Raw genomic sequence first — 23,373 nt, 5'->3', positions numbered from 1 at the left:
TCGTTACGGCAAGCAACCTCTAAGCTCGCTTAGTAAAGGTCTTATTACGATACCTTTTGTGCGCTAATTGTGAAAGTTTTTGTGGTGATAAGCAAACCCATTGACAGAATGAAGTTTATGATTCGACCCCGCTCCCGCACCGCCCCGGCACTCTCCGACGCGCAGCGCCGGTCGCTCTCGCGTGCGCTGACGGAGAACGACGACGTCACCGTGTTCGTGGACGGCACTGCGGTGAAGCTTCCTACTGAGGCAAGGAACGCCGTCGTCGACCTTCTGCAGCGACTGGCATCGGGAGACTCTGTAACCGTCTCCTCCGTTGCGGAAACGTTGACCACTTCCCAGGCTGCAGAAGCGGCCGGCATTTCCCACACCTATCTGAGGAACCTGACCGACGCCGGCGTCATCCCGGTCGAGTACCGCGGAACCCACCGGCGCATCAGGCGGGACGCGATCGATGCCTGGCTGGCCTCGCAGAAGAAGTCAGATGCGGGGACGCCGTGACCACCGCCGCGCCTTGAGTGCCAGGTGCAATTCCAGACGGACGGGTCCGCTCAGCGGATCAACGCCAATCACCGTGCGCACCCGCGCCAGCCGGTTGTAGACACTGCTGCGGTGCAGGTGAAGTTGTTGCGCCACGTCCTGCACCGAACCGTTCTTGTCGAACAGCAACTCCAGTACGGGCAGGAGCTCATTGCTGCGGTCGTGGTCCTCGAGTTCGGCGAAGTAGACCGAACGCGGCGTAGAGGCCTGCCAGCCACCGCCCGCCAGGAACTGGTACGCCCCGATCGAGCGGTAATCAACGGCGTCCCCAAACTGTGGGTCCACGGCGGCTGCCTGCGCCGCCGACCGCGCCTGCACGTATGCACCCGCGAGACCGTCCGGGGCGGCGAAGGGTTCGCTGGCACCGCTGATGAGGTCGATGTTCCCGGCTCCCGTGACTGCCGCCAGCCGCTCGCCATAACGACGCCGGACCGTCGCCAGCTCAGCCTGACCGGCGTCGTGACGTATCAGAAGGACTGAATGCGATGCCTCACCGGCACTGAAGACGACGACGTCGGCACCCACCGTGGCCTGCAGGGCAGCGGTGCGCCGGGCGAGGGTGGCGTCGTCGGAATCCGGCGAAGCTCCCCGCGAGCTCGACGGACGGTCGAGCAGCACTGTGAGTTGCCACGGCGACGTGCCGTCCAGTTCCGGCCACCCCGCGCACTCCTCCAGCGCATGGCCGTCTCCGGCCATCGCCGCCAGAAAGACCCTCTCCCGGCGCGTGCGGTGCTCGGAACCGGCAGTATTGTCCTCCAGCAGCAGCGCCGCGAGCCGGTCAACGTCCTCCCGGACCCGGGGCAGCTGCTCAAGGATGTGCGCAGCGGTGTCTTCGCCGGCATCCTGCTGTACCCACAGATACCCGACGCGGAAGCCGCGAACCAGCAGTGGGACGCACACCCGTCCAAGCATCCCGAGATCAGGGTTCGCGGGGACCGACACCGGACGCACCGCCGTCATAATGCCGTGCTGCAGCTGCCAGGCGCTGACGTCGGCGGGGACTTTCTTGCTCAACAGGAAGTTGACGCGCACGCGGTCAGCCGACGACTGGTGGCTGCTGTAGGCGAGGAGCACGCCGTCGAGGTCTTCCAGGGAGAGGCCGCGTCCGAGCCGCGCGGCTATCCGCTCCACCTCGAGCTCCACCTGCGTTGTCTGCACGAACTCATCCTAGGACCGCGACGACGACACTTGGTCCTCCAGAACTCGACAAATGTCGATTGGGATACCAGGCAGACCCATGCTAGTGGCCCCGGTCACATCTCCTTCCGATCCGCACTCCTGCCCGGAATGGCACAGTAACGACGACGCCGGCATCTGCCGCCGTCATTCTTCGCTGCGCGGGTGGGCAGATCCGTGCCCTGTCGGCGCGGCAGAACCGCTCGTATCCTGTAATTGCGGAGCCACAAGCTCGCTGCTCGACCCCCAACTGAACCTGAGAGCAAACCTCTAACTCAACCTGAGAGCAAACGGAGAATCCCGTGATCATCGGCGTCCCCAAAGAAGTGAAGAACAACGAGTTTCGCGTAGCCATTACGGCCTCGGGTGTGCACGAGTTCCGCACCCACGGCCACACGGTTCTGGTGGAGCGGTCAGCCGGCGTCGGATCAAACATCACCGACGATGAGTATGTCGCCGCCGGTGCGGAGATCGTCGACGACGCCGATGACGTCTGGGCGCGCGCCGACATGGTCATGAAGGTCAAGGAGCCGATCGCGGAGGAGTACCACCGCTTTCGGCCGGGCCTGGTCCTCTTCACCTACCTGCACCTCGCGGCTGAACCGAAGCTGACGCATGCGCTTATGGAATCCGGCGTCACGGCGATTGCCTATGAGACCGTTCAGGACGGCCGTGCACTGCCCCTCCTGGCCCCTATGTCCGAGGTTGCCGGGCGCCTTTCCGTCCAGGTGGGAGCACAGGTCATGACTGCGCCGGCCGGAGGACCGGGACTCCTGCTCGGCGGCGTGCCGGGCGTGCGTCCGGCGAAGGTGGTTGTGCTCGGAGCCGGGGTTGCCGGGACCAATGCGACCGCGATGGCCGTAGGCACGGGGGCGGACGTCACCGTCATGGACATCAACATCGCGCGTCTGCGCGAACTCGACGCCCAGTACGCCGGCCGGATCAGGACAATCGCATCCAACGCCTTCGAGATCGAGCGGGCTGTCCTGGACGCTGACCTGGTCATCGGCTCGGTCCTCATCCCGGGAGCGAAGGCACCGAAGCTGGTCACCAACGACATGGTTTCGCGTATGAAGCCGGGCAGCGTGCTCGTGGATATTGCGGTGGATCAGGGCGGCTGCTTCGAGGACTCGCACGTGACCACCCATGAGGACCCCACCTTCACGGTCCACCAGTCGTTGTTCTACTGCGTGGGCAACATGCCCGGAGCCGTTCCGAACACGTCGACCTACGCGCTGACCAACGTCACGCTCCCCTACGCCATAGCGCTGGCCGACAAGGGAGTCCGCGGCGCCTTCGAGGCCATTCCGGCGCTGTCGCACGGGCTCAACATCGCCGACGGCGCGGTGGCGCACCATTCGGTGTCCGAAGCCCATGGCCTTGACCTCACCGAAGACTGGCGCCAGCTCGTCTAGAAGTTGTGCGCCGCCTCAATGATCCGGTGGGCGCGCAGGCTGTCCGCCGGATCGACCGGTGCAGGACCGCCGTCCTGCAGCGCCGCTGCGAGAACCTCGTAGAACCCCGGGTAGTTGCCGTTCTCGGTGGGCTGGCGCGTCGCTTCATGGTCGAACCCGAGCAGTCCCCACGCAAGCTTGTCCTCAACGCCATAGCCGGGGTCGGTGGGCAGCATTCCCGCATCCACTGCGGCCTCCTGCACGTCCACTCCCCACTTCGTGTACGCCGACTCCGAACCGGTAACCCGGAACCGCGGTGCCGCCTGCGGCGCGAGGGCGTTCATCCAGAGATGGCTGATTACGCCTGAGGAGTGCCGGAGGGCGAGGAAGACGTCGTCGTCGGGCCCTTCGACTTCCCGGTGGGCTGCGCGCTCCACGTGCATGAGTTCCGCGTCGCCGAAGAGCTGCAGCGCCTGGTCGATCAGGTGGGGGCCGAGGTCATAGAGGATCCCGCCACCCTCTTCCGCCCCGCTCTTGGCCTTCCATGGCTTGGTGACCAGCGGTTTGTACGTCTCCATCCGGGATTCGAAACGACGAACCGTCCCGAATCTGCCCTCCTCGAGCAGCTTGCGAACGGTCAGGAAATCGCCGTCCCAACGCCTGTTCTGGAAGACAGTCAGCAGCTGTCCTTCCTCCCGGGCGAGGTCAATGAGCCGCTCACCGTTTGCTGAATCCACCACGAACGGCTTATCAACAACGACGGCGGCGCCTCCCTTCAGCGCTCGCTCCGCCAGCGGCGCGTGGGTGACCGGAGGCGTACTCACGACTACGAGATCCAGCTGATCGAGCTGCTGCCACAGCTCGTCGACGGTACGGAGAATTCGGGCTTCGGGGTACTGGGCTTCCACCTGCGTGATGCGGTCCTCGTTGGACGTCACGACGACATCGAGGGAATACCGGTCATTGGTGCTGATGAACGGGGCGTGGAAAACCCTTCCGCCCAAGCCGAATCCGATGAGGGCAGTCCTGATTTTCTCCATGACCCAACCCTAGGGCGGCAGCTCCTCTTCAGCACCAGCCAATGGCCCAATACGTGAGAGTTTACGACGGCCGAAAGCCATACTATGATCATTCATCGGTCAAGCAGTGGCCACGGAAATCCTCGTACCCAAGGGACCTCAATGGCCACTGCCCAGGACCGCAGCGCTCAATCCACTCCAGACTTCGGCGCCGACGTGCCCGCTTCGCCCGTCTCTTCCGGTGCAGCTGAAATCGGCCAAGCCGACGGCGCCCCCGTAGACACCCACTCGACGCGCCTCATGCTCACCACGGCGGCCCACTTTGTGCAGCAGCACCTTCACGCCCAGCTGGCTGAACTCGGGCTGACTCCCCTTGACCTGTCCGTGCTGAGCGGCCTCGCGGAACTAGAGGGAGCTACTGTGTCAGAGATTGCGGCGCAGTGCCTCCTCTCCGAGTCCGTCAGCGAAAGCTCCCTCAGCAACCTGACCAAGTCGGGGTTTGTGGAGGCAGAGGGAGGCGTCCACTCGATCACCGATACGGGCACCAAAGCCCTTGCCGAGGCGCGCGCCCTCGAGGACGAGCTTTTCGCCGAGAAAAGCACCACGCTTCGGATGGAGCTCAGTTCGCTCATCAGCCGTCTTCGTGACGGCGGAGTCCTCGACGCCAAGTAGAGCGCTTACGTGCCCATGGGGCGGTGAGGCCGCTGCGGCGTCGTGCATGTCACAGTCCCGACCGGAATAGCGGGTCGCAACGGAGGGTTTTAACTCCTGTAAAGCTTGATCGGCGCGCCTGCGCCACAGCGCCCCGAGGAGTAATTTATGGCGAAGTTCACTGTTCTCACGCTTGTTGGAAGCCTCCGGGAAGGTTCCATCAATCAGCAACTTGCTGAAGCCTTCGCCCTGCGTGCGTCCGAGGGCGTAAACGTGGTCCAGTTCGACCAGCTCGCCGACATCCCGTACTACAACGAAGACAAGGACAACGACGCCGACCGGCACCCGGCAGGCGCCGCGCTGCGGGCAGCGGCCCAGGCCGCCGATGCCGTGCTGGTGGTTTCCCCCGAGTACAACGGAACCATGCCGGCTGTGCTGAAGAACGCCATCGACTGGCTGTCGCGCCCCTTCGGCGCGGGGGCAATCAGCGGAAAGCCCGCCGCGGTAATCGGCTCAGCATTCGGTCAGTACGGCGGGGTGTGGGCCCACGACGACGCACGCCGCTCCCTCACGGTGGCCGGCGCCCGTGTCCTTGAGGACGCAAAGCTGTCCATCCCCAGCTCGGTCACACGCTTCGCGGACGTACACCCCAAGGACGACGAGGAAGTGGTTGAGCAGCTTCGGTCCATCGTGAAGTCACTGGAGGGCGTCGCTGTCGGAGCAGCCGCATAGATGCCTTCGCGCTGAAGCCCGGACCCATGAGGGTCGGGGCTTTTACGTTCAGTGCCTACCGAATTCTTGTTCCGGTTGAGTTGGCTCAGTGCCAGAGACTGTCTGCCCAGGCGGCGTCGCGAAGGTAGTCCCGCGCAGCTCCGACTTCCCAGAGCTCGCCCTGGGAGGCGATTACTCCCATTCCGCGAAGATTCTCCACGGTGTCAGGCGAACATCCCAATGCCTCGCTCAGGTCGTGTGCGTCAGCGGCGAGGATGACGTCTTCGTTGTAGGCCATGCTGCACTTTCCTTTCTCGTCATAAGTGGCGACGATCGAGCAGGACGTAGTCAGTTTCGGTTGAACAGGGCGCGTTCATGGTCCACGCTCCACGTGCGGGCATACAAGCCGAGGACGGCTTCTTCACGGGGGCTGAAACCAAGGCGGTTTAGGGTCATGTGCGCCTGGTGCACTGTCAGGTGCTGGGCGCTGCGGCTTACGCGTGACTTGTCCGCGCGGTAAAGGTAGGTGTCTACCGTACGGAACCACCGGCGTCGCCAGTTGTGAACCGCTGATTCGGCGGCGGTTGCGGCCATGAGGCCTTGGAATGCCGGTACTCTCGCGTTCACCTGGTTAGCGATCGCTTCCCGGACTCCGGTGCCGCGCGCCCCGAGGTCGGGTGTGCAGGTCTTGAGGTGGCTGTCCCAGTAGTAGTCCCAGGAAATCCGGCGCCGATCAGCCCAACTGGCGGACCGCGAGCCTTTCATCATGCTTCGTGCAGAATCGAAAAGGACCAGTGCGGCAAACGCGGAGCGGCTGTGCATTTTTGAGAAGCGCTGCGTGCCCCATGCAGCCAGTTCGGAGGAGAGCTCGAAGACTTCCTCCGCCAGCGCAAGACCCTCGACTCCGCCGTACTTGTACAGCTCAGCTTCGAGCTGAGGGTCGGCATCCTCGATACCCCGCAGATAGTACCCGCTGGTGGCGGGGGTGGAAATGGACTGACGGGAAGGCAGCGCGGCCAACGTGTCGGGGTTGCGGTTCTGCAGCACCTGATGCGCCGTCCGCAACCGTTCGATGGTGGCGGGCTGCGTCAGGATATGGAGTCGCACCTGAACAGCAGATGGTTCCACACTTCGCGTGTAGAACCATCTTCCGGCTCGCAATACTTGAGCCTGCGCCGCCAGCGGGGTAACCAGGTCTACGATGATGCCGTCCGCTACATCGAAGCCGCCTGCATGAGTGGAGAGATGCCACCATTGAGCGCTGGGTGCAGTTCGTGAGGCGGTTCGAACTGCTGTCAGCTGACTCATGGCATCCTCCTCCGGGCTAATGGTTACCCCCGCTGGGGCGAGTCTTTGAGCGTTCCAGCTTCAGCGATGAAGGCCTGAAACGCTATTCATCTGGTCTTATTTCGGCCAGTCCCAGCTCGCGGTTACGGTCTTTGGCCAATCCCAGCTTGCTGCTCCAACTGCCGGGGTGGCCGGCGCGAGGGCTGCTGCTGCGACAAGGAGGCCTGCGGCTGCGCCGATGATTTTCTTCACTGGACGTTCCCTTCCGTCAGGTTGCATGTGACGCTGTCCCGCTCGCCGTCGAGCCGGTGGAACCAGCATGTGTGTGACTCTCAGGACGTGTCCACCTGAGAAGATGCCCTCTTCAGGACATGGCCTGATACGGACATCACGGCCGTTGGAGACCCGTCACAGAACTCCGAAACACACCCGGCACGCCGAGCATTTGCGCTGATTACGGACTTTTGGGAAGAGGTGTCGTCCAGTCGCGCGAGCAAGGTCATTAACCTGACATGTCATCTTTTTCGGCGTCATTTTCGGGCTTTACGGCGGCCGGCGCGGACCCCGAACGCAGGTCCCTCACGGCGGGTCTGTAGGCTACCCATGAGAACGCAGCCAGCTGGAAAGGGAACCCGGATGCTCGACGGTATGTCCATTGAGCTATACCGCTATGCTGTCGGCCACCCGGGATGGACCAAATCGGAAGCCTCGGACGCGCTTGGCTACACCCTACGGGAGATCGACTCGGCAATGGAAGTGCTCGTGGAGCGCCGCCTACTCAGCGAGCAGGGCGCCTCCCCTGACGCCTATGTTGCCGTATCTCCCGACGTTGCGCTGGCCGATCTCGTCGATGCAGATGAGCGCACGGTGCAGAACCTCCGGTCAAGGATCAGTGCCCGACGGCGGGAACTCTCCACCCTCGTGCCGACCTACCTTGAAGCTCGAAAAGGCGTCATCACCAGCTCATCGGTAGAGACGCTGGAAGACCCGCACCTCATCCATCGGGTGCTCATCGATTACGGCAGGGACGTCACTGAGAAGGTGCTGATTGCCCAGCCCGGTCAGGGATCGACGGCGGATGTTCAGGAGGAGAACGTCCGGAAGGACCTGGAGCTGCTGAGTCAGGGCGTTGAGCGCAAGACGCTCTACGACGTCAGCACACGCGATCATGTCCCGACGCGCAAGGCGGTTGCCGCGATTACCGCCGGAGGCGGGCAGTTCGGAGCACTGCCACGCGTCCCGCTCCGCATGCTTATATTCGACCGAAAACTCGCTCTGGTAGCACGTCAGCTCAAGCACGATGACAAGGCAGCGCTCGTAGTCCGGGATCCTCACCTGATCCACATCTTCACCCAGCTGTTTGAGTTTGCCTGGGAGCTCAGCGAGCCCTTCCTCATTGACGAACCGAAACCATCACCTCTCAACAGCACTCAGCGCGCCATCCTTGAGTGCCTCGCGGACGGTTACTCCGATGAGGTCATCGCCCGGCGCCTGGATATCAGTGTGCGCACCTGCCGGCGCCACATCGCCTGGATGCTTGAGGCCCTGCACGCAGACAGTCGTTTCCAGGCGGGCATCAGAGCCTGCCAGGCAGGGTGGATCTAGGAAACTTCCGTTGCCTATCGGTCAACGCGTCCTCTAGACTCGACGCGTGACCTCTCAGGATGAACTGAATTCGACGCTGCTGCCCGCCGAAACCGAAGTGGCCCTCGAACGGGCTGCGGAATCGGCCCACCGACACGAGGATTTGTTCTCCGAACGGGCTGCAAACATCAAACAGTCCGCAGTCCGGGACGTCTTCGACATCTCCATCCGACCGGGACTTGTCTCCCTGGCGGGTGGGAGCCCCTACCTGAAGTCGCTTCCGCTGCAGGAGTTGGGGAAGACGGCCGAGCGGCTCATCTCGGAGCACGGTCTGGAGGCGCTGCAGTACGGCGGCGGCCAGGGCATGGAACAGCTTCGCCGGCAGATCTGCGAGGTGATGGCCGCCGAAGGGATCACCGACGCGGACCCGGCAGACATCGTTGTAACAACGGGCTCGCAGTCCGCGCAGGATGTCGCTGCCAAAGTCTTCTGCGACCCCGGCGACGTGATTCTGTGTGAAGACCCGACGTATGTCGGCGCCCTCAACACGTTCGAGGCGTACCAGGTGGACGTACAGGCTATCGAGATGGATGAGCAGGGTCTTGTTCCGGAAATGCTTGAGCAGCGCATCGCGGAGCTGCTCGCGGAAGATCGCCGCATCAAGCTGCTCTACACGATTCCCAGCTTCAACAACCCGAGCGGCATCACCATGGCCGCTGACCGGCGCCAGCGTATCGTCGACATCTGCCGTGCCAACAACATCCTGATCCTCGAGGACAATCCATACGGTCTGCTCCGCTTTGACGGGCATCCGCTGCCGCCCATGCGGGCCGGCAACCCGAATGACGTCATCTACCTCGGATCCTTCTCGAAAATCTTCGCTCCCGGTGTCCGGCTGGGCTGGGCGCTTGTCCCACGGCATCTGCACCGCCGGTTCTACCTGGCGTGTGAAGCCGTGGTGCTGTGCCCGTCGCCGCTGACCCAGATGCTGGTTTCCGCATACCTGAGCGACTACGACTGGCAGGGGCACCTCTCCAATACCCGCTCCCTCTACAGCGAGCGGTGCGACACCATGCTGAAAGCCCTTGCCGAGCATCTGCCGGAGGGCGCCTCCTGGACCACACCGGACGGTGGGTTTTTCGTCTGGATCACCCTGCCGGAGGGGGTGGACACATATCCGCTGCTCTATCAGGCCATTGATGCCGGCGTCGTCTTCATCCCCGGCGCCGCGTTCACGCCGTCGGATGACCCGTCAAACAAGCTGCGTCTTGCTTTCAGCGCGGTTTCGCCGGAGGACATCAAGGAGGGGGTTCGCCGTCTCACACCCATCCTGAAAACAGCGATCGGAAACAACTCCGCCCGCGAGTAACCGACGGCGGAATACGCGCCGTCGGCGTCCCCCACGGCTCAGTCGAGCAGCAACGCGGGCTCTTCGAGGATCGACGCGACGTCGGCCATGAACCTGGCGCTCAGGTCACCGTCGACAACGCGGTGATCAAACGAACCGCCAAGGGTGGTGATCCAGCGCGGTATGACCTCGCCGTCAAGCACCCAGGGCTTCTGCTTGATGGTTCCGAACGCCACGATGGCCACTTCACCCGGGTTGATGATCGGAGTTCCGGTGTCGATGCCGAGAGCGCCGATGTTGGTGATGGTCAGGGTTCCGCCCTGCATCTCCGCGGGCTGCGTCTTGCCGGCCCGTGCGCGCAAAGCCAGATCGTTGAGCGCCAGCGCCAGTTCCTTCAGGGAGAGGTCCTGGGCATCCTTGATATTCGGCACCATGAGTCCGCGCGGGGTGGCGGCCGCGATACCGAGGTTCATGAAGTGCTTGACCAGGATTTCCTGATCCGTCCAGGTTGCGTTGACCGATGGATTCCGTGCTGCTGCCCAAATGACGGCCTTGGCGAGGATCAGCAGCGGCGATACCTTGATCCCCTCGAAGTCGCGTGAGGCCTTGAGCCGCTTCACGAACTCCATGGTCCGGGAGGCATCGACGTCGACGAAGATGCTCACGTGCGGCGCGGAGAAGGCACTCTCGACCATCGCCCGGGCGGTGGCCTTGCGGACGCCTTTCACGGGGATGCGCTCAATCCGCTCATCCTGCGGGCGGGTAGCAGCACCCCAGAACGACGGCGCGTGGTCCTGCTCGGCGTCGCGCTGTGCCTGGTAGCTCAGGAGATCCTGCTTGGTGACCTCACCGGCACCCCCAGTGGCGGGGACATCGGCCAGGTCGATTCCGAGATCCCGGGCGGCCTTGCGGACCGGAGGCTTCGCGAGGGCACGACGCAACGCGCCGGACGGTTTGGCGAGGGCACGACGCACCGCGCTGGAAGGCTCCGCGGGGGACGGAGCGGGCGCCGCGGCCCTGTGGGCCGGCTGAACGTCGGTGACGTGCGCCGATGCGGGTGCCGTCGTCGTCATCGGTTGTTCGGATGCGGCGGGGCGGTTGGTCCGCGGTCTGCGGCGGGAGGAATCGGCTTTGGGGCCGGTTCCGACCAGGGGCGCATTCGCGTCCGATGACGGCGCGGCCGCCGGCGGAGTGACAAGCTCGCCCGGCACGTGTTCGGCGGCCGGCGGATTCTCCGTAGCGCCGGCCGGATCTCCGAGCGCAACGTCCGAGACCGAAATAATGGGTGTTCCCACTTCAACGGTCTCGCCCTCCTGAACGAGGAGTTCTGCGACCACCCCTGCGTAGGGCGACGGGAGTTCGACCAGGGACTTGGCGGTTTCAATCTCCACGATGACGTCGTTGACGGCGACGGTAGCGCCGGGTTGAACCTGCCAACGGACGATCTCGGCTTCCGTGAGACCCTCGCCCACGTCAGGGAGGTTGAAGGTATTCAGCGTCATGGGAGTCCTTCTAGTAGGCGAACACCGTATCGAGCGAGTGCAGGATACGGTCGAGGTCCGGCAGATAGTGCTCTTCGGTGCGCGCGGTGGGATAGGGCAGGTGGAAGCCGCCTACGCGCGTAACCGGCGCCTCAAGGGACAGGAACGCGCGCTCGGTAATCCGCGCGGCAATCTCCCCCCCAATGCCGCCGAAGGTAGGGGCCTCGTGGGCCACCAGCAGCCGCCCGGTCTTGAGTACTGAGGCGGTGACGGTATCAAAGTCGATCGGTGAGATGGAACGCAGGTCGATGACCTCGACGCTTCTGCCGTCCTCAGCGGCGGCGTTCGCCGCGGCAAGGGCAACAGGCACCAGCGGACCATAGGCCACGATGGTGGCGTCGCTGCCTTCACGCAGTACCTCGGCGTGGAAGGGACTCGACGGTACCGCTGACACGTCCACCTCCCCCTTCAGCCAGTAGCGGCGCTTCGGCTCGAACACGATCACCGGGTCCGCACACATGACCGCCTGCTGGATCATCCAGTAAGCGTCATGCGGGTTGGACGGCGTGATGATCCGAAGGCCGGCTGTATGGGCGAAAAGCGCCTCGGGCGACTCGGAGTGGTGCTCAACGCTCCCGATCCCGCCGCCGTAGGGAATCCGGATCACGACCGGTGCGGTCAGGAGTCCGTCGCTGCGGGCATGGATCTTTGCCAGCTGCGTGGTGATCTGGTTGAAAGCGGGGAAGACAAACCCGTCGAACTGGATCTCACAGATGGGCCGGTACCCGCGGAGGGCGAGGCCGATGGCGGTGCCGATGATCCCGGACTCGGCGAGCGGCGTATCCACCACGCGGTCCGGCCCGAACTGCGCCTTCAGGCCCTCGGTAACCCGGTAGACACCGCCCAGGTCCCCGATGTCCTCCCCCATGAGGAGGGCGGTCGGGTGTGCGCTCAACGCGGCCCGCAGGCCCTCATTGAGTGCCTTCGCTATGGTCATGATGGCCATCAGCGGGCACCTTCCTCGACGTCGAACCCGGCTTCATAGTTCCGCCAGGCTTGCAGTTCTTCCTGGATGAGCGGGTGCGCTTCTGCATAGGTAGTAGCGAACCGATGCTCCAGGCCGGGCGCTTCCATGGACAGGACCGCGGCGCGCAGCTTCCCGGCGAGGCCCTTCGCTTCCTCCTTCAACTGCTGGAAGAAGTTGTCTCCGATGCCGGTGGCGCGCAGGCGGAGTTCCACCCGGGCCAGCGGGTCACGTGCCACCCACTGCTCTTCCTCTGCTGCAAGGCGGTACTTGGTGGGGTCATCAGCCGTGGTGTGCGCGCTCATCCGGTAGGTGAACGCCTCGATCAGTACCGGGCCTCCGCCGTTGCGCGCGCGGTCCAGCGCCCAGCGGGTCACGGACTGCACCGCGAGGACATCGTTGCCGTCCACCCGGATACCCGGGAAGCCGTAGCCGTGGGCGCGGTGCGCCAGCGGAACCCGAGACTGGACCTCGGTGGGCACCGAGATGGCCCAATGGTTGTTCTGGCAGAAGAAGATCACCGGAGCATTGAAGGAGGCAGCGAAGACCATGGATTCGTGCACGTCGCCCTCAGAGCTGGCCCCGTCGCCGAAGTAGGCCACGGTGGCTGCTTTCGGCGCGGACGGCTCCGCAACCTGATCGCGCTGCATGCCCATGGCGTAACCAACGGCGTGCAGGCACTGGGCTGCGAGCACCAGCGTGTAGAGGTGGAAGTTCGAGTCCTTCGGGTCCCAGCCGCCGTTCGTAATGCCCCTGAACAGTTTGAGCAAATCTGCGGGTGCTACGCCCCGGGAGACTGCCACACCGTGCTCGCGGTAGGTCGGGAATGCGTAATCCTGCGCCTGCATGGCCTGGGCGGAACCGATCTGTGCTGCCTCCTGGCCGCGCATCGGCACCCAGAGCGCAAGCTCACCCTGCCGTTGCAGCGCTGTGGCTTCCTGATCGAACCTCCGGATCAGATACATCTCCCGGTAGAGCGAGGCAAGCTCGTCCTCGGCCGGAGCATAGCCCCTGAAGTCCGAGTTCTTCAGCTCGCCCTCGGGCGTGAGCATCTGAAACATTCCAGAGGGCTCCCGGGGGTACTCGGGGAGGTGGTGCGCGTCGAGCTGCTCCTCTGCATCGAACTCGGCTGCAGGCAGGCGGGGTGTTGCCATACTCTGGTTCCTCGCAAATAATATTCCGTGGGTAGTATATGTTTTTCTGGTTCATGCACTAGAGTGCATGCGCAGTCTTACTAGAGTAGCGATGACGGCGCCCACCACCTATTTTTTGAAGTGCTAGGAAACGCCTGGGCCCCTTGTGTAGGTTGCACAAAGCTCGAGAAAGCGGGAGTTTGCGTCGGGTTCTCCGATGCTGACCCGTATACCCTCTGTGCCGAATGCCCTCACTGAGAGGGCTTGCTGTTCTGCGAGCGCAGCAAACTCCGGGGTGTTCTCCCCCAGCGCGAGCCAGATGAAGTTTCCTTCTGCTTCCGGGATCCGCCATCCGAGATCTCTCAATCCGCTGACCACCCGGGAGCGCTCGTCAACGATGCTCTGCACTCGCTCCCGGACCTCGGCGATGTGCCGCAGCGAAGTGACGGCAGCGTGCTCGGCGATCTGGGATACCGCGAAGGGTGTGGCGCTCACACGAAGGTGCTCGGTGAGAACGGGCTGTGAGATGGAATACCCCACCCGCAGCCCCGCGAGGCCGTGCGCCTTGGAGAACGTGCGGAGTACGACGACGTTGGGATAGTCGCGATAGAGCGGGAGCCCCTCGACGGCGTCGGCCTTCCGGACAAACTCCACATAAGCCTCATCCAGCACAACGACGACATTGCCTGGCACTCGGGCAAGGAAGCTCCGCACTTCCTGCTCGCTGAGTGCGGGGCCGGTTGGGTTGTTTGGGGTGCACAGCAGAATGACCCGGGTGCGGTCGTTGATGGCTGCGGCCATGGCATCGAGGTCGTGGGTTGAGTCCGGGAGTAGGGGAACCTGCACGCTCGTGGCGCCGGCCAGTCCGACGCAGATCGGGTACGCCTCGAAGGACCGCCAGGGGTAGATCACCTCGTCGGGTGCGTCGTAGTCATTTTGACCTGCGAATGCGGCGAGGATCTGGTTGAGCGCGCCGAGACTTCCGGCGCCTGTGACGATGTCCTCCGGCGGCACCCCCAGGAACGCACCGAGTTCGGTGCGAAGGGTTGTGGTCATCGGGTCGGGATAGCGGTTGATCTGCGTCTGCTGGGCAATGCCCTCCAGTACCGCGGGGAGGGGCGGCAGCGGGTTCTCATTCGATGAAAGCTTGTAGCTGTCCAGCCCTTCGATGACTACCGGGGGTTTCCCGGCGGCGTAGCGGGGCAGACGACCAAGTACGCTACGCGGGTGGATGCGGGTGACCTTTTCCGCAGCAACGTCGGTGTGGTTTTCGGGTGCACTCATGTGCACAAGCGTACTGGCGAGGCTCGCTCAACGGGCGACGGCGGGCGCTGGGAACTCTGGTCAGCAAGGGATCAGAGCGACCGGGTGTGACAGCATAAGTACATGCTCAGGTTTATTGTGAGGGTTTTCATCAACGCTCTTGCCCTGTGGGTGGCGGCATGGCTGTTACCCGGCATCGAATTGGGCTCGGAAGCCGCCGTTGAAGTCTCCAGCAATGAAACAGTCGAAAGCGTGCTCTCCTTTCTCTTCGTCGGTCTGGTGTTCGGCATTGTGAACGCACTGGTCCGACCGGTGGTGTCGCTGCTCTCGCTTCCTCTGACCATCCTCACTCTCGGCCTCTTCACGATCATCATCAACGCCGGCATGCTCATGCTCACCTCGTGGCTCACCTCCTTCACCCCGATCAACTTCGTGGTGGACGACTTCTTCTGGACCGCGATCCTCGGGGCGATCATCATCAGCCTGGTCTCACTTGTCGCGGGGACGATCACCGGCACCAGGCGTTGAGCGTTCCTTGGCCTGTTGGTCCTTGAAGGGCGTGCCTGCCGGAGCCGGCTGAGGAACGGTGAGCGGCGCCCTGGTGACCTGGAAGACGTGACGCTTGGCTGACGGTCCCGCGACGGCCGTGTTGAGCGCCGCCGCGATCGGTGCGATGGACGGATGCGAACTCAGGTCAACGGCCTGCGCCCCCTCCCGGTAACTGTTGATCTTGTGGGCCGGGCCGAGGTCGTAGTTCTCGCCTGGCGCCAACTCGACAGGATGATCAAGCACGACTGATACCTGGTTGGGTCGGTCCGTGATGGGGGCGAAGTTCCACTTCGGGATGCGATCGTCCTCATGGGCAAGGTGGAGAAAGGTGGTGCTCTGCGGAACGTCCTCCTCGGTGATGGGAGATCCTGCCGTAATAACCAGCTCGACCGAGTACGTTTCATGCACCCGCCCGCTGTTCGCGAGATTCACCGCGTGCATCCCTCCCTGGCTGTAGCCAACCAGCACGACGTTGGCGCCCGCATCCGCACCCACCCCCTCAAGAGCACTCGCTACCGCTTCATTGACGTGCGTGCTGTCCTCGAATTTCGCTTCGGCTATTCCATCCGCGTTGAAGGGCTGGCCCGGATCTGTCCACTCCGTTCCGGGGATGACAACGACATAGGTCGGTCCGGACTGACCTGCTACTTCCAGGACCTCGAAGGACGATCCGGGCTCGTTTCTGGCTTTGGACACCCGCGACAACAGACCGTCCACCGTCCCCTGCAGCTGAATGGAGTCAGTCCTCGTGTGCGTCAACCTCACGGGTGTGGACCGGTAGGGCACCGACGGGAGAACTTCAGCAACGGCGTGACTGATGTGGTCCCTGGTGCTGATTTCAGCGAGCTCATACGCCAGGCGGCTTCTTCTGATCCTGTCCGCTGTTCCGTCCAGCGCGGAGCTGCCTTCCGAGAGCCGTTGAAGGCCCGCATGTATCCCCTCGGCGGCGACTGCCCCCGCTGCGGCGGACGTACCGGCGGCAAGGATGTCGCTGAGCGACCGCACCGTTGACAGGCGCAGGTCAATCCACTTGATACTTACCCATATTCGCTGCAGTTCCGCGGCCGCATCGCTGACGATCTGCGCGCCTCTGTCCAACTCATCCCATTGGAAACGGATACCGCCAACTCCACCGATCACCCTTGCTACCCCGTCTGTATCAGCGGGCGTGACGATCGGCTTGAGGTCTGGACCAGGAGATGTCATCCGAGTGCGCCCTTTCCCTCGGTACTGGCCAGTGCCGAGCCGTAGGCATCAAGCGCGAAAGCCACTTCACGCAGGTGTGCAGCCGTTACCGTCACCGTCGTAGCCCGCTCAGCCAGGTAAGCCCGGAAATTCCGCCCAGCCGGGGAGTGCCAGCTGATCCCTTCGGCTCCCCGGAGGCGTTCACGCACCGATTCCACGGCTTCCGCCTCAATCCGAAGCGCTCTGGCAATGTCCTGGACAGTCTGATGAGACTCCGGCTCGCACGGTAGCGCCGGCCTCGTACTGGGATACATGCGCGGTCCCTCCCCAATCAGCGGTTGTGCCTCCCAAAACGGTAAGCGGCAGGCCAGGGCCGGTAACGGGTACGTGCGCCTATGTTGATATCCCGCACCGATCCCGCGCGAGTGGAGGAAGTGTCACGCATGGGGCGTATGCCGCCGATCATGGAATGATTGGAGGCATGCCGCATACTCCTTCCTCCCGGGTCAACCTTGCGTCCGTATCAATCCACCAGGGTGATAGCCAGGTCCCCATCGCGCTGGGACCCCTCGACGGAAGGTACCGTCCAGCAGTTGCCCCGCTGGTCGACTACCTCTCCGAAGCGGCGCTGAACCGGGACCGCGTGCATGTGGAAGTGGAGTGGCTCATCCACCTGACGCGCAATAGCGTCCTCCCCGGAGCAGATGCGCTCACCAGCGAACAGGAAGCAGCACTGCGCGAGATTGTCACCACCTTCGACGGCAGCGCCGTCAGCGAGCTTGCAGAGATCGAGCGGGTCACTGTCCACGACGTCAAGGCAGTCGAGTACTTCATCGGCAGCCGGCTCGAAGGCATCGGCATCAGCCGCCTCAAGCCGCTCGTTCACTTTGGCTGCACCTCCGAGGACATCAACAACCTCTCCTACGCCCTCGGAGTGAAGGGCGCTGTGGAGCACATCTGGCTTCCCGCCGCGTCATCCCTCGTGGACCAGGTGAAGGCGATGGCCGAGGAATCGCGGTCCGTACCCATGCTCTCCCGGACACACGGGCAGCCCGCCACCCCCACCACGCTGGGCAAGGAGCTCGCCGTCGTAGCGCACCGCCTCGAACGGCAGCTTCAGCGCATCCGCCGCACCGAGTACCTCGGCAAGATCAACGGCGCAACGGGAACCTTCGCCGCACACGTCGCCTCCGTACCCCAAGCGGACTGGCAGAGCGTTGCACGCGACTTCGTCGAGGGCCTGGGGCTTTCCTGGAACCCGTTGACCACCCAGATCGAATCCCACGACTGGCAGGCGGAACTCTACGCCGACGTTGCCCGCTTCAACCGCATCCTGCACAACTTCTGCACGGATGTGTGGAGTTACATCTCGATCGGCTACTTTGCACAGGTTCCGGTGGCGGGAGCCACGGGCTCCTCGACCATGCCGCACAAGGTGAACCCCATCCGCTTCGAGAACGCTGAAGCCAACCTCGAAATCTCCTGCTCCCTGCTGGATGTCCTGGCGTCGACCCTCGTCACCTCGCGGTGGCAGCGTGACCTGACCGATTCCTCCTCGCAGCGCAACATCGGCGTAGCCTTCGGACACTCGCTGCTGGCCATCTCCAACGTATCCAAGGGCCTTGAGCGGCTGGACGTCGCCGAATCCGTCCTGGCCGAGGACCTCGACACCAACTGGGAGGTTCTCGGTGAGGCCATTCAGATGGTCATGCGAGCCGAAGCGATTGCCGGCACGCCGGGAATGGAAGATCCCTACGAACGGTTGAAGGATCTCACCCGCGGGCATCGTGTCGATGCTGAGCGGATGCGTGATTTTGTTCTTGAACTCGGCCTTTCTCCCGAGGCCGAGGAACGGCTGCTTGCACTCACCCCGGAAACCTACACAGGCATCGCCGACACGCTCGTAGACCACCTGCGCTGACCCAGCCCACAACCAGGAAGGTCCTGCGATGGCGGGCGTGTTGATTGGCTTTGCCATCGTGGGCGCCGTCATCTTTGTTGGTTACCTCGCAGGCAGGTTCGAGCTTGCGGGTCGTGACGCAGGCCCGGTGCTCAGCCGGACGGCTTTCTTCATCACCAACCCGGCACTGCTGTTCACCATCCTTGCGACGGCGGACCTGGAGGAGGTGTTCTCCGCCTACGCGCCGGTGGCGCTCCTCACCTCGGTCTCGTCTGCCCTGCTTTACGTTCTGCTGAGCCGAATCTGGTTCAGGCGGCGGGCAGCAGAGACGGCTGTCGGCGCGATGAGCGGTTCGTTCGTCAACGCGAACAACATCGGTATCCCCATTGCCGTCTACGCGCTGGGTGACGCCACACCCGTGGCACCGGTTCTTCTGGTGCAGCTTCTCATTCTTGTCCCCTTCTACCTGGCCTTCCTGGACATCGCCTCAGGAGGAAAGGCATCCTTCAGCCGAATCGCCTCCCAACCCATACGGAACCCGATGATCATCGCATCGGTCCTTGGCGTGCTGGTCGCGCTCACCGGGGTGGACATCCCGGAACCGGTCTACGAGCCCCTGGTCCTGCTCGGCGGCGCAGCGGTGCCGCTGGTCCTGCTGGCTTTCGGGATGTCCCTGCGCGGCACCCGCCCACTCGGCGCGCGGGAAGTGCGCACGGAAGTCATCGTTGCGACCCTCATCAAGACGGCGTTCATGCCGGTGATCGCCTATGTGCTGGCCCGGTTCGCATTCGGGCTCGAGTCTGAGCTGCTCTTCGGAGCAGTTGTGATGGCGGCGCTGCCCACAGCGCAGAACACGTTCCTTTTCGCCAGCCGCTACAACCGGGGCATTCCGATCGCGCGCGATGTCGTCGTGCTCACTTCGGCGCTTGCCGTGCCGTCGCTCATCCTCGTGACCGCTCTCCTAGCCTGATCCCAGCAGCGTCGTCGTTTTTTCGTGGCTGTCCCAGCGCCGCAGTGCGGTGAGCGGGAGCAGTCCGTGGTCACCAGGCAGGAGGTCGGTCGCCCGGGCGACCTGCGCCGGATTCATCCCCCGCGCGAGCGTGATGTGCGGTACCCAGCGGTCCGGGACACAGTTCCCGGCGACCTGGGGAACATCCCGCAGAACCCCGTGCACCATCCGATGAAGCTCAAGAAGTGCCCCGCTGACGACGCCGAGATGTGCAAGTACCTGCCCACGACCGGTGCGGAAGATGACGAGGCCGGCAATGTGGATGGGAAGCGGCAGTACCTCGGCGAGCGCCGCCAGCGCGCCGTCGTGCTCGGCGGGGATGCGGTGTGCAGCCAGCAGCGTGATGTGCGGGCGGTTGGATGCGGCGGTGTGCCTGGCCTGGGACGGGAGGCCTGCCTGCTTGAGGGCGTCCCAGTCCCGGTGCAGAAGCTCCTCCCCGCGCAGGTCGAGGAGGAGCTCCACGCTGTCCATGGTCAGCGTGGGTTTTGCCGGTAGTCACCTATACCGACGGAGCCGTCCTCCTCCACCGCGCCTGTCCGCGGGTCATACTGCGGCCGCTGGTAGGCCAGTTCCCCTCCGCTGCGTCCGCCGAAGGGACGCCCATGATCGGCATACTCCTCACGGAAGTAGGCCAGGCACCAATCACCGAGCTGTACGCGTGCACCTGTCCTCAGGATTGAGGGGGTGTCGGGCTGGACGCTGCCACGGACGGGACCGTGCGGCACAAGTACGTACTCGTCATCAGCGTTGTGCTCCACTGTGGCGTGCACCGGCAGCAATCCTTCAAGCACCAGGTCCGCGTCAGGCGAGCTGCCGATGACGACCTTCTCCTGAGCCAGGTTCACCTCACGCGGAACCTGCCCGTTCCAGGTGTCGGAATCCTGCACGAAGATGAGCCGTGGACGCCCGCTGCCCGGCGTGTGATGGGTAGTGGTCACCTGCCGCCGGATGCGCCGGTTCACGGTGGGTACCAGAGGGAACGGGGTCGACGGCGGCAGCAGCGGAGTGTTGATCTTCCGGCTTCCTCCACGGATCAGGGGCGCCAACGCCGCCAGCGACCCGGCGCGGATGTGGGGCGATCGCGTCATCAGACGCTGGGCCATCGACGTCTCGACCTTGCCGATGCTGACCAGTGTCCCCGCGGGGCCGGCGATCGTGACGGTGAGACCTTCGTCGGCGAGGCTTGCTGCCAACTCGCGCACACTGTTCAGTGACGGTAGGCCGCCGAAACCTGCTATCGACGGATCCTCACAGTAAATGGTCACCTCAGAGCCGGCTGCACTAACGGTGCCGTGTTTCTCCTCGGCGGCGCCGCCGTCGTCGTCGGTGTCCGAGAGCGAGAAGGCGAGATCTATATCGAGGCGTACCCGCTGTGACACTGGTTAGCTCCGGTGCTTGTCGGAGCCTGCGGCGTCGTTATCGCTGGTGGTGACCCGGACGGTTCCGTTCAGCTTCCAGGTTGCGCGGGGCGCATCCGGTCCGATGTCCCGCGGGACCTCGATGGTCATGTCGATGAAGCTGTAATTGACCGCTGCACCCTTGCCGGTGAGGTAGGACCACATTTCCTCGGCGAGGTCGGCCCAGTCACGGATGCTGCGGTTGTTTTCAACAGAGGTGTTTTCAGACATGGCGAATTTCCTTGCGTTTATTCGGCTCTGTCCGGCGCCCTCTACCCGCCTGACCTGACAAACCTGAGCCTAACGGCTTCCCCGGCCGCTGTGAACCCGTTGCTGCGGACTAGTTTCGGGTCCATACGTAGAATTTCTCCGGCCTGCCCGCCGCTCCGTACTTCGGCACGATGCGGGCATTGCCCTTCGTGACGAGGTATTCCAGGTACCTTCGTGCGCTCACCCGGGCAAGGCCCAACTGCGCCGCAACCTCGGAGGCCGAGAATCCTGAACCGGACGAGCGGAGCGCGCCGATCACTGCCTCGAGCGTGGGCTGGGACAGACCTTTGGGGAGGGAGACTGTGAGCACCGGGGATACCGTGGGCGCGGCCTTCGTCGGCGTGGCGGCGAGCAGCCTGTCGATGCGTTCCTGATCCAGCGGTCCGGCTGAAACGGAGCTGTGTTCCATGATGCTCGCCCGGTGCCGCACATAGTCATCGAGCCGCTGCATCAGCACCTTCGAGTTGAAAGGCTTGACGAGGTAGTGGAGCACACCGCCGGCCATCGCGGCGCGGACCGTTTCCAGCTCCCGTGCCGCGGTGATGGCGATAATGTCCACCGGGTCACCGGGCAGGTTCCGCGCCGCCCGAAGCACCTCGATGCCTGACATGTCCGGCAAATGGATGTCCAGCAGCATCAGCTCGGGCTTCAGTTCGCGCACCTTCTCGAGCGCCTCACCGCCCGAGTTGGCAACGCCGACGACGTCGAAGCCTCCGTGCGCAAGCAGGAACCCTGAATGCACACCGGCGATTTCCTGATCGTCGTCGACGACCAGCGTTCGGATGAGGTTCATGAAGTCAGCATCCCGGTAGTACGAGCGGGGTGCTGCTCTGCTGCCTGCGGGTCGGCGTGGGCCAACAGCTTGGGCGCGGGGCCGAGCCTCACCTCGATATGCGCACCACCCAGCACCGACTCCGAGACCGTGACTGAGCCGGAGCGGCGTTCGGCCACCCGGTGCACTAGCGCGAGCCCGAATCCGCGCGAGCCGGAGCCAACCGCGTCCTTCGTCGAGAAACCGGAGGCGAACACGTCAGAGCGCAGCTCTTCGGGAATGCCCGGGCCGTCGTCGGACACCGCGATGGAGCAGCCCCCGGCGTCGGAGGTCAGTTGAACGTGGATGGTTCCGTTGGAGCCGACGGCGTCCACCGCATTGTCGACGAGGTTCCCCAACACGGTGACCGGGTCAGTGGTGCCATCGGCCTCGAAGGTCGACGTCTCGTCGACGATCAGCATGATGCCCTTCTCCGCGCAGATCGTGGTCTTGGCCATCAGCAGACTGGCAGTGTCCGGATCGCTGACGCCGGGCGAAACATCTCCCGAAACCACCGAGCCGCCGTGCCCGGACCGCGAGATAAAGTCGACTGCCTTGTCCGTGTGGCCCAGTTCAAGCAGGCCAGAAATGACATGCATCTTGTTTGCGAACTCGTGCGCCTGGCTTCGCAGCGCCTGGGTAACGTCCCGCGCTCCGTCGAGATCCAGCAGCAACTGGTGCAGTTCGGTGCGGTCACGCAGGATCAGGACCCTGCCCACCCGCCGGCCATCGACGATGGCGTCACTCGAGCGCGCGAGCAGCACCCGTTCCCCCACAAGAACGGTTTCATCGGCGTCACCGGCTGATTCGAACATGCTCCAGAGCGCCGGTTCCAGAACCGAACTTGCCGACCTTCCGATCGCTTCATCACCAAGGTCGAGCAGCCGCCTGGCCTCATCATTGAGCACGGCCAACCGCCCACGTTCGTCAACCGCCACGACCCCTTCACCGATGCCATGGAGCATCGCGTCGCGGGTTTCAAGCAGCGCGGCGATCTCTTCCGGTTCCAGCCGGTAAATACGGCGCCAGATAAGCCTGGAGATCCAGATGGAGCCCGCGGTTCCGGCCAACGCAGCGAAGATGAGCCAGGCCAGGAGCACCGGCATGTCTTCCTGCAGGTCAGCGGCGAGGGTCGACTCGAGAGTGCCCACCGAAGCGGTCCCGATGACCGTGCCGTCCTCACTCCGGATGGGGACTTTCACCCGCCATGATTCGCCCAGCGTTCCGGTCTGCGTGCCGATGTAGGTTTCGCCGGAGAGCGGTACGGACGGATCAGTGGAAACCATCTGACCGATCATGTCCGGGTTCGGGTGTGAATACCGTATTCCAGCGTCGTCAGTCACCACCACATAGGTGACCCCGGTGGCCTGCCTAGTAAGTTCAGCGATCGGCTGGATCACCGAGCTGGGATCCTCGTCGTCGAACGCGTCCACCACTGACGGCAGCTGCGCCATCGACTGCGCCACCCCGACCATGCGGCCCTGGTAGGCGTCACGGATCTGCTGCTCCTGCATGCGAACGGCAACCGTTCCGGCAACCAGCACGATGATCAGTACGATCAACAACTGCAGAAAAAACAGTTGTGATCTAAGCGACATCGTGCGGATCATCCTTCCATTCTCGCATGATCGGGTGTATGAG

At 63.8% G+C, this 23,373-nt stretch carries 25 protein-coding genes; 9 read left to right on the top strand and 16 right to left on the bottom strand.

Annotated features, from left to right (window positions below; translation table 11 throughout):
• The first annotated feature begins 117 nt into the window (after window positions 1-117).
• On the top strand, window positions 118-501 hold the full coding sequence (locus tag AC5RTB_RS07655) for a helix-turn-helix domain-containing protein (RefSeq protein ID WP_494060474.1): 384 nt from the start codon (window positions 118-120) through the stop codon (window positions 499-501).
• On the opposite strand, the gene AC5RTB_RS07650 is transcribed toward AC5RTB_RS07655, so the two are convergent.
• Window positions 481-1,698: a PucR family transcriptional regulator gene (locus AC5RTB_RS07650; protein WP_494060473.1), complete on the bottom strand. Its 1,218-nt coding sequence runs from the start codon at window positions 1,696-1,698 to the stop codon at window positions 481-483. The two genes, AC5RTB_RS07655 and AC5RTB_RS07650, sit on opposite strands and share 21 nt — an antisense overlap.
• Window positions 1,699-2,018: 320 nt before the next feature.
• On the opposite strand from AC5RTB_RS07650, the gene ald reads away from it, so the two are divergent.
• The gene (gene ald / locus AC5RTB_RS07645; RefSeq protein WP_494060472.1) at window positions 2,019-3,131 is read left to right on the top strand and encodes an alanine dehydrogenase; all 1,113 of its coding nucleotides are present in this window, start codon (window positions 2,019-2,021) and stop codon (window positions 3,129-3,131) included.
• Here ald and AC5RTB_RS07640 read toward each other — a convergent pair.
• Window positions 3,128-4,150, bottom strand: coding sequence for a Gfo/Idh/MocA family protein (locus tag AC5RTB_RS07640; protein WP_494060471.1), 1,023 nt, complete (start codon window positions 4,148-4,150; stop codon window positions 3,128-3,130). The genes ald and AC5RTB_RS07640 overlap by 4 nt on opposite strands.
• 141 nt (window positions 4,151-4,291) lie before the next feature.
• Here AC5RTB_RS07640 and AC5RTB_RS07635 point away from each other — a divergent pair, with 141 nt between their 5' ends.
• Window positions 4,292-4,801: a helix-turn-helix domain-containing protein gene (locus tag AC5RTB_RS07635; RefSeq protein WP_494060470.1), complete on the top strand. Its 510-nt coding sequence runs from the start codon at window positions 4,292-4,294 to the stop codon at window positions 4,799-4,801.
• Between the two features lie 147 nt (window positions 4,802-4,948).
• The gene (locus tag AC5RTB_RS07630) at window positions 4,949-5,512 is read left to right on the top strand and encodes an NADPH-dependent FMN reductase (RefSeq protein WP_494060469.1); all 564 of its coding nucleotides are present in this window, start codon (window positions 4,949-4,951) and stop codon (window positions 5,510-5,512) included.
• A gap of 85 nt (window positions 5,513-5,597) precedes the next feature.
• Here the strand turns inward: AC5RTB_RS07630 and AC5RTB_RS07625 are convergent, their stop codons facing one another.
• From AC5RTB_RS07625 to AC5RTB_RS07615, 3 genes are all read right to left on the bottom strand, one after another.
• A complete protein-coding gene (locus AC5RTB_RS07625) occupies window positions 5,598-5,789 on the bottom strand; it encodes a hypothetical protein (RefSeq protein ID WP_494060468.1) in 192 nt (63 codons plus the stop codon).
• Window positions 5,790-5,839: 50 nt separating this feature from the next.
• A complete protein-coding gene (locus AC5RTB_RS07620; RefSeq protein WP_494060467.1) occupies window positions 5,840-6,799 on the bottom strand; it encodes a lantibiotic dehydratase C-terminal domain-containing protein in 960 nt (319 codons plus the stop codon).
• 96 nt (window positions 6,800-6,895) lie between these two features.
• Window positions 6,896-7,030: a hypothetical protein gene (locus AC5RTB_RS07615; RefSeq protein ID WP_275450934.1), complete on the bottom strand. Its 135-nt coding sequence runs from the start codon at window positions 7,028-7,030 to the stop codon at window positions 6,896-6,898.
• Window positions 7,031-7,381: 351 nt separating this feature from the next.
• Here AC5RTB_RS07615 and AC5RTB_RS07610 point away from each other — a divergent pair, with 351 nt between their 5' ends.
• Complete coding sequence (locus tag AC5RTB_RS07610) at window positions 7,382-8,383, top strand: LuxR C-terminal-related transcriptional regulator (RefSeq protein ID WP_494060466.1); 1,002 nt, start codon at window positions 7,382-7,384, stop codon at window positions 8,381-8,383.
• Window positions 8,384-8,429: 46 nt separating this feature from the next.
• Window positions 8,430-9,731 carry an aminotransferase-like domain-containing protein gene (locus AC5RTB_RS07605; protein WP_494060465.1) on the top strand — a complete coding sequence of 434 codons (1,302 nt, stop codon included), beginning with the start codon at window positions 8,430-8,432 and terminating at the stop codon, window positions 9,729-9,731.
• 38 nt (window positions 9,732-9,769) lie between these two features.
• Here the strand turns inward: AC5RTB_RS07605 and AC5RTB_RS07600 are convergent, their stop codons facing one another.
• From AC5RTB_RS07600 to AC5RTB_RS07585, 4 genes are all read right to left on the bottom strand, one after another.
• Window positions 9,770-11,212: a dihydrolipoamide acetyltransferase family protein gene (locus tag AC5RTB_RS07600; RefSeq protein ID WP_494060464.1), complete on the bottom strand. Its 1,443-nt coding sequence runs from the start codon at window positions 11,210-11,212 to the stop codon at window positions 9,770-9,772.
• A gap of 10 nt (window positions 11,213-11,222) precedes the next feature.
• On the bottom strand, window positions 11,223-12,197 hold the full coding sequence (locus tag AC5RTB_RS07595) for an alpha-ketoacid dehydrogenase subunit beta (protein WP_494060463.1): 975 nt from the start codon (window positions 12,195-12,197) through the stop codon (window positions 11,223-11,225).
• Window positions 12,197-13,369 (bottom strand): pyruvate dehydrogenase (acetyl-transferring) E1 component subunit alpha, encoded by a 1,173-nt coding sequence (gene pdhA, locus AC5RTB_RS07590; protein WP_494060462.1) that lies wholly within the window; start codon window positions 13,367-13,369, stop codon window positions 12,197-12,199. The genes AC5RTB_RS07595 and pdhA overlap by 1 nt, the downstream gene beginning before the upstream one ends.
• A 123-nt stretch (window positions 13,370-13,492) precedes the next feature.
• On the bottom strand, window positions 13,493-14,632 hold the full coding sequence (locus AC5RTB_RS07585; RefSeq protein ID WP_494060461.1) for a histidinol-phosphate transaminase: 1,140 nt from the start codon (window positions 14,630-14,632) through the stop codon (window positions 13,493-13,495).
• Between the two features lie 102 nt (window positions 14,633-14,734).
• On the opposite strand from AC5RTB_RS07585, the gene AC5RTB_RS07580 reads away from it, so the two are divergent.
• Window positions 14,735-15,139 carry a phage holin family protein gene (locus AC5RTB_RS07580; protein ID WP_494060460.1) on the top strand — a complete coding sequence of 135 codons (405 nt, stop codon included), beginning with the start codon at window positions 14,735-14,737 and terminating at the stop codon, window positions 15,137-15,139.
• Here the strand turns inward: AC5RTB_RS07580 and AC5RTB_RS07575 are convergent.
• Together AC5RTB_RS07575 and AC5RTB_RS07570 are read right to left on the bottom strand one after the other, a co-directional pair.
• Window positions 15,101-16,366 (bottom strand): hypothetical protein, encoded by a 1,266-nt coding sequence (locus tag AC5RTB_RS07575; RefSeq protein WP_494060459.1) that lies wholly within the window; start codon window positions 16,364-16,366, stop codon window positions 15,101-15,103. The two genes, AC5RTB_RS07580 and AC5RTB_RS07575, sit on opposite strands and share 39 nt — an antisense overlap.
• Window positions 16,363-16,563 (bottom strand): hypothetical protein, encoded by a 201-nt coding sequence (locus AC5RTB_RS07570; RefSeq protein ID WP_494060458.1) that lies wholly within the window; start codon window positions 16,561-16,563, stop codon window positions 16,363-16,365. The genes AC5RTB_RS07575 and AC5RTB_RS07570 overlap by 4 nt, the downstream gene beginning before the upstream one ends.
• Before the next feature lie 263 nt (window positions 16,564-16,826).
• On the opposite strand from AC5RTB_RS07570, the gene purB reads away from it, so the two are divergent.
• Both purB and AC5RTB_RS07560 read left to right on the top strand, forming a co-directional pair.
• Complete coding sequence (gene purB / locus AC5RTB_RS07565; RefSeq protein ID WP_494060457.1) at window positions 16,827-18,266, top strand: adenylosuccinate lyase; 1,440 nt, start codon at window positions 16,827-16,829, stop codon at window positions 18,264-18,266.
• Window positions 18,267-18,294: 28 nt separating this feature from the next.
• The gene (locus tag AC5RTB_RS07560) at window positions 18,295-19,215 is read left to right on the top strand and encodes an AEC family transporter (protein WP_494060456.1); all 921 of its coding nucleotides are present in this window, start codon (window positions 18,295-18,297) and stop codon (window positions 19,213-19,215) included.
• On the opposite strand, the gene AC5RTB_RS07555 is transcribed toward AC5RTB_RS07560, so the two are convergent.
• From AC5RTB_RS07555 to AC5RTB_RS07535, 5 genes are all read right to left on the bottom strand, one after another.
• Complete coding sequence (locus tag AC5RTB_RS07555) at window positions 19,207-19,725, bottom strand: 2'-5' RNA ligase family protein (RefSeq protein WP_494060455.1); 519 nt, start codon at window positions 19,723-19,725, stop codon at window positions 19,207-19,209. The two genes, AC5RTB_RS07560 and AC5RTB_RS07555, sit on opposite strands and share 9 nt — an antisense overlap.
• A 2-nt stretch (window positions 19,726-19,727) precedes the next feature.
• Entirely contained in the window at window positions 19,728-20,633 is a 906-nt protein-coding gene (locus tag AC5RTB_RS07550; protein ID WP_494060454.1) for an FHA domain-containing protein, read from the bottom strand.
• A gap of 3 nt (window positions 20,634-20,636) precedes the next feature.
• Window positions 20,637-20,882, bottom strand: coding sequence for a hypothetical protein (locus tag AC5RTB_RS07545; protein WP_494060453.1), 246 nt, complete (start codon window positions 20,880-20,882; stop codon window positions 20,637-20,639).
• A gap of 109 nt (window positions 20,883-20,991) precedes the next feature.
• A complete protein-coding gene (locus AC5RTB_RS07540; RefSeq protein WP_494060452.1) occupies window positions 20,992-21,714 on the bottom strand; it encodes a response regulator in 723 nt (240 codons plus the stop codon).
• Window positions 21,711-23,342, bottom strand: coding sequence for an ATP-binding protein (locus AC5RTB_RS07535; RefSeq protein ID WP_494060451.1), 1,632 nt, complete (start codon window positions 23,340-23,342; stop codon window positions 21,711-21,713). Before AC5RTB_RS07535 ends, AC5RTB_RS07540 begins: the two co-directional genes overlap by 4 nt.
• Window positions 23,343-23,373: the final 31 nt, after the last annotated feature.

Source organism: Arthrobacter sp. M71 S08 (assembly GCF_059089725.1).
Note: the sequence above shows the minus strand (reverse complement) of the source record. Positions and strands in the feature narration are given on the sequence as shown.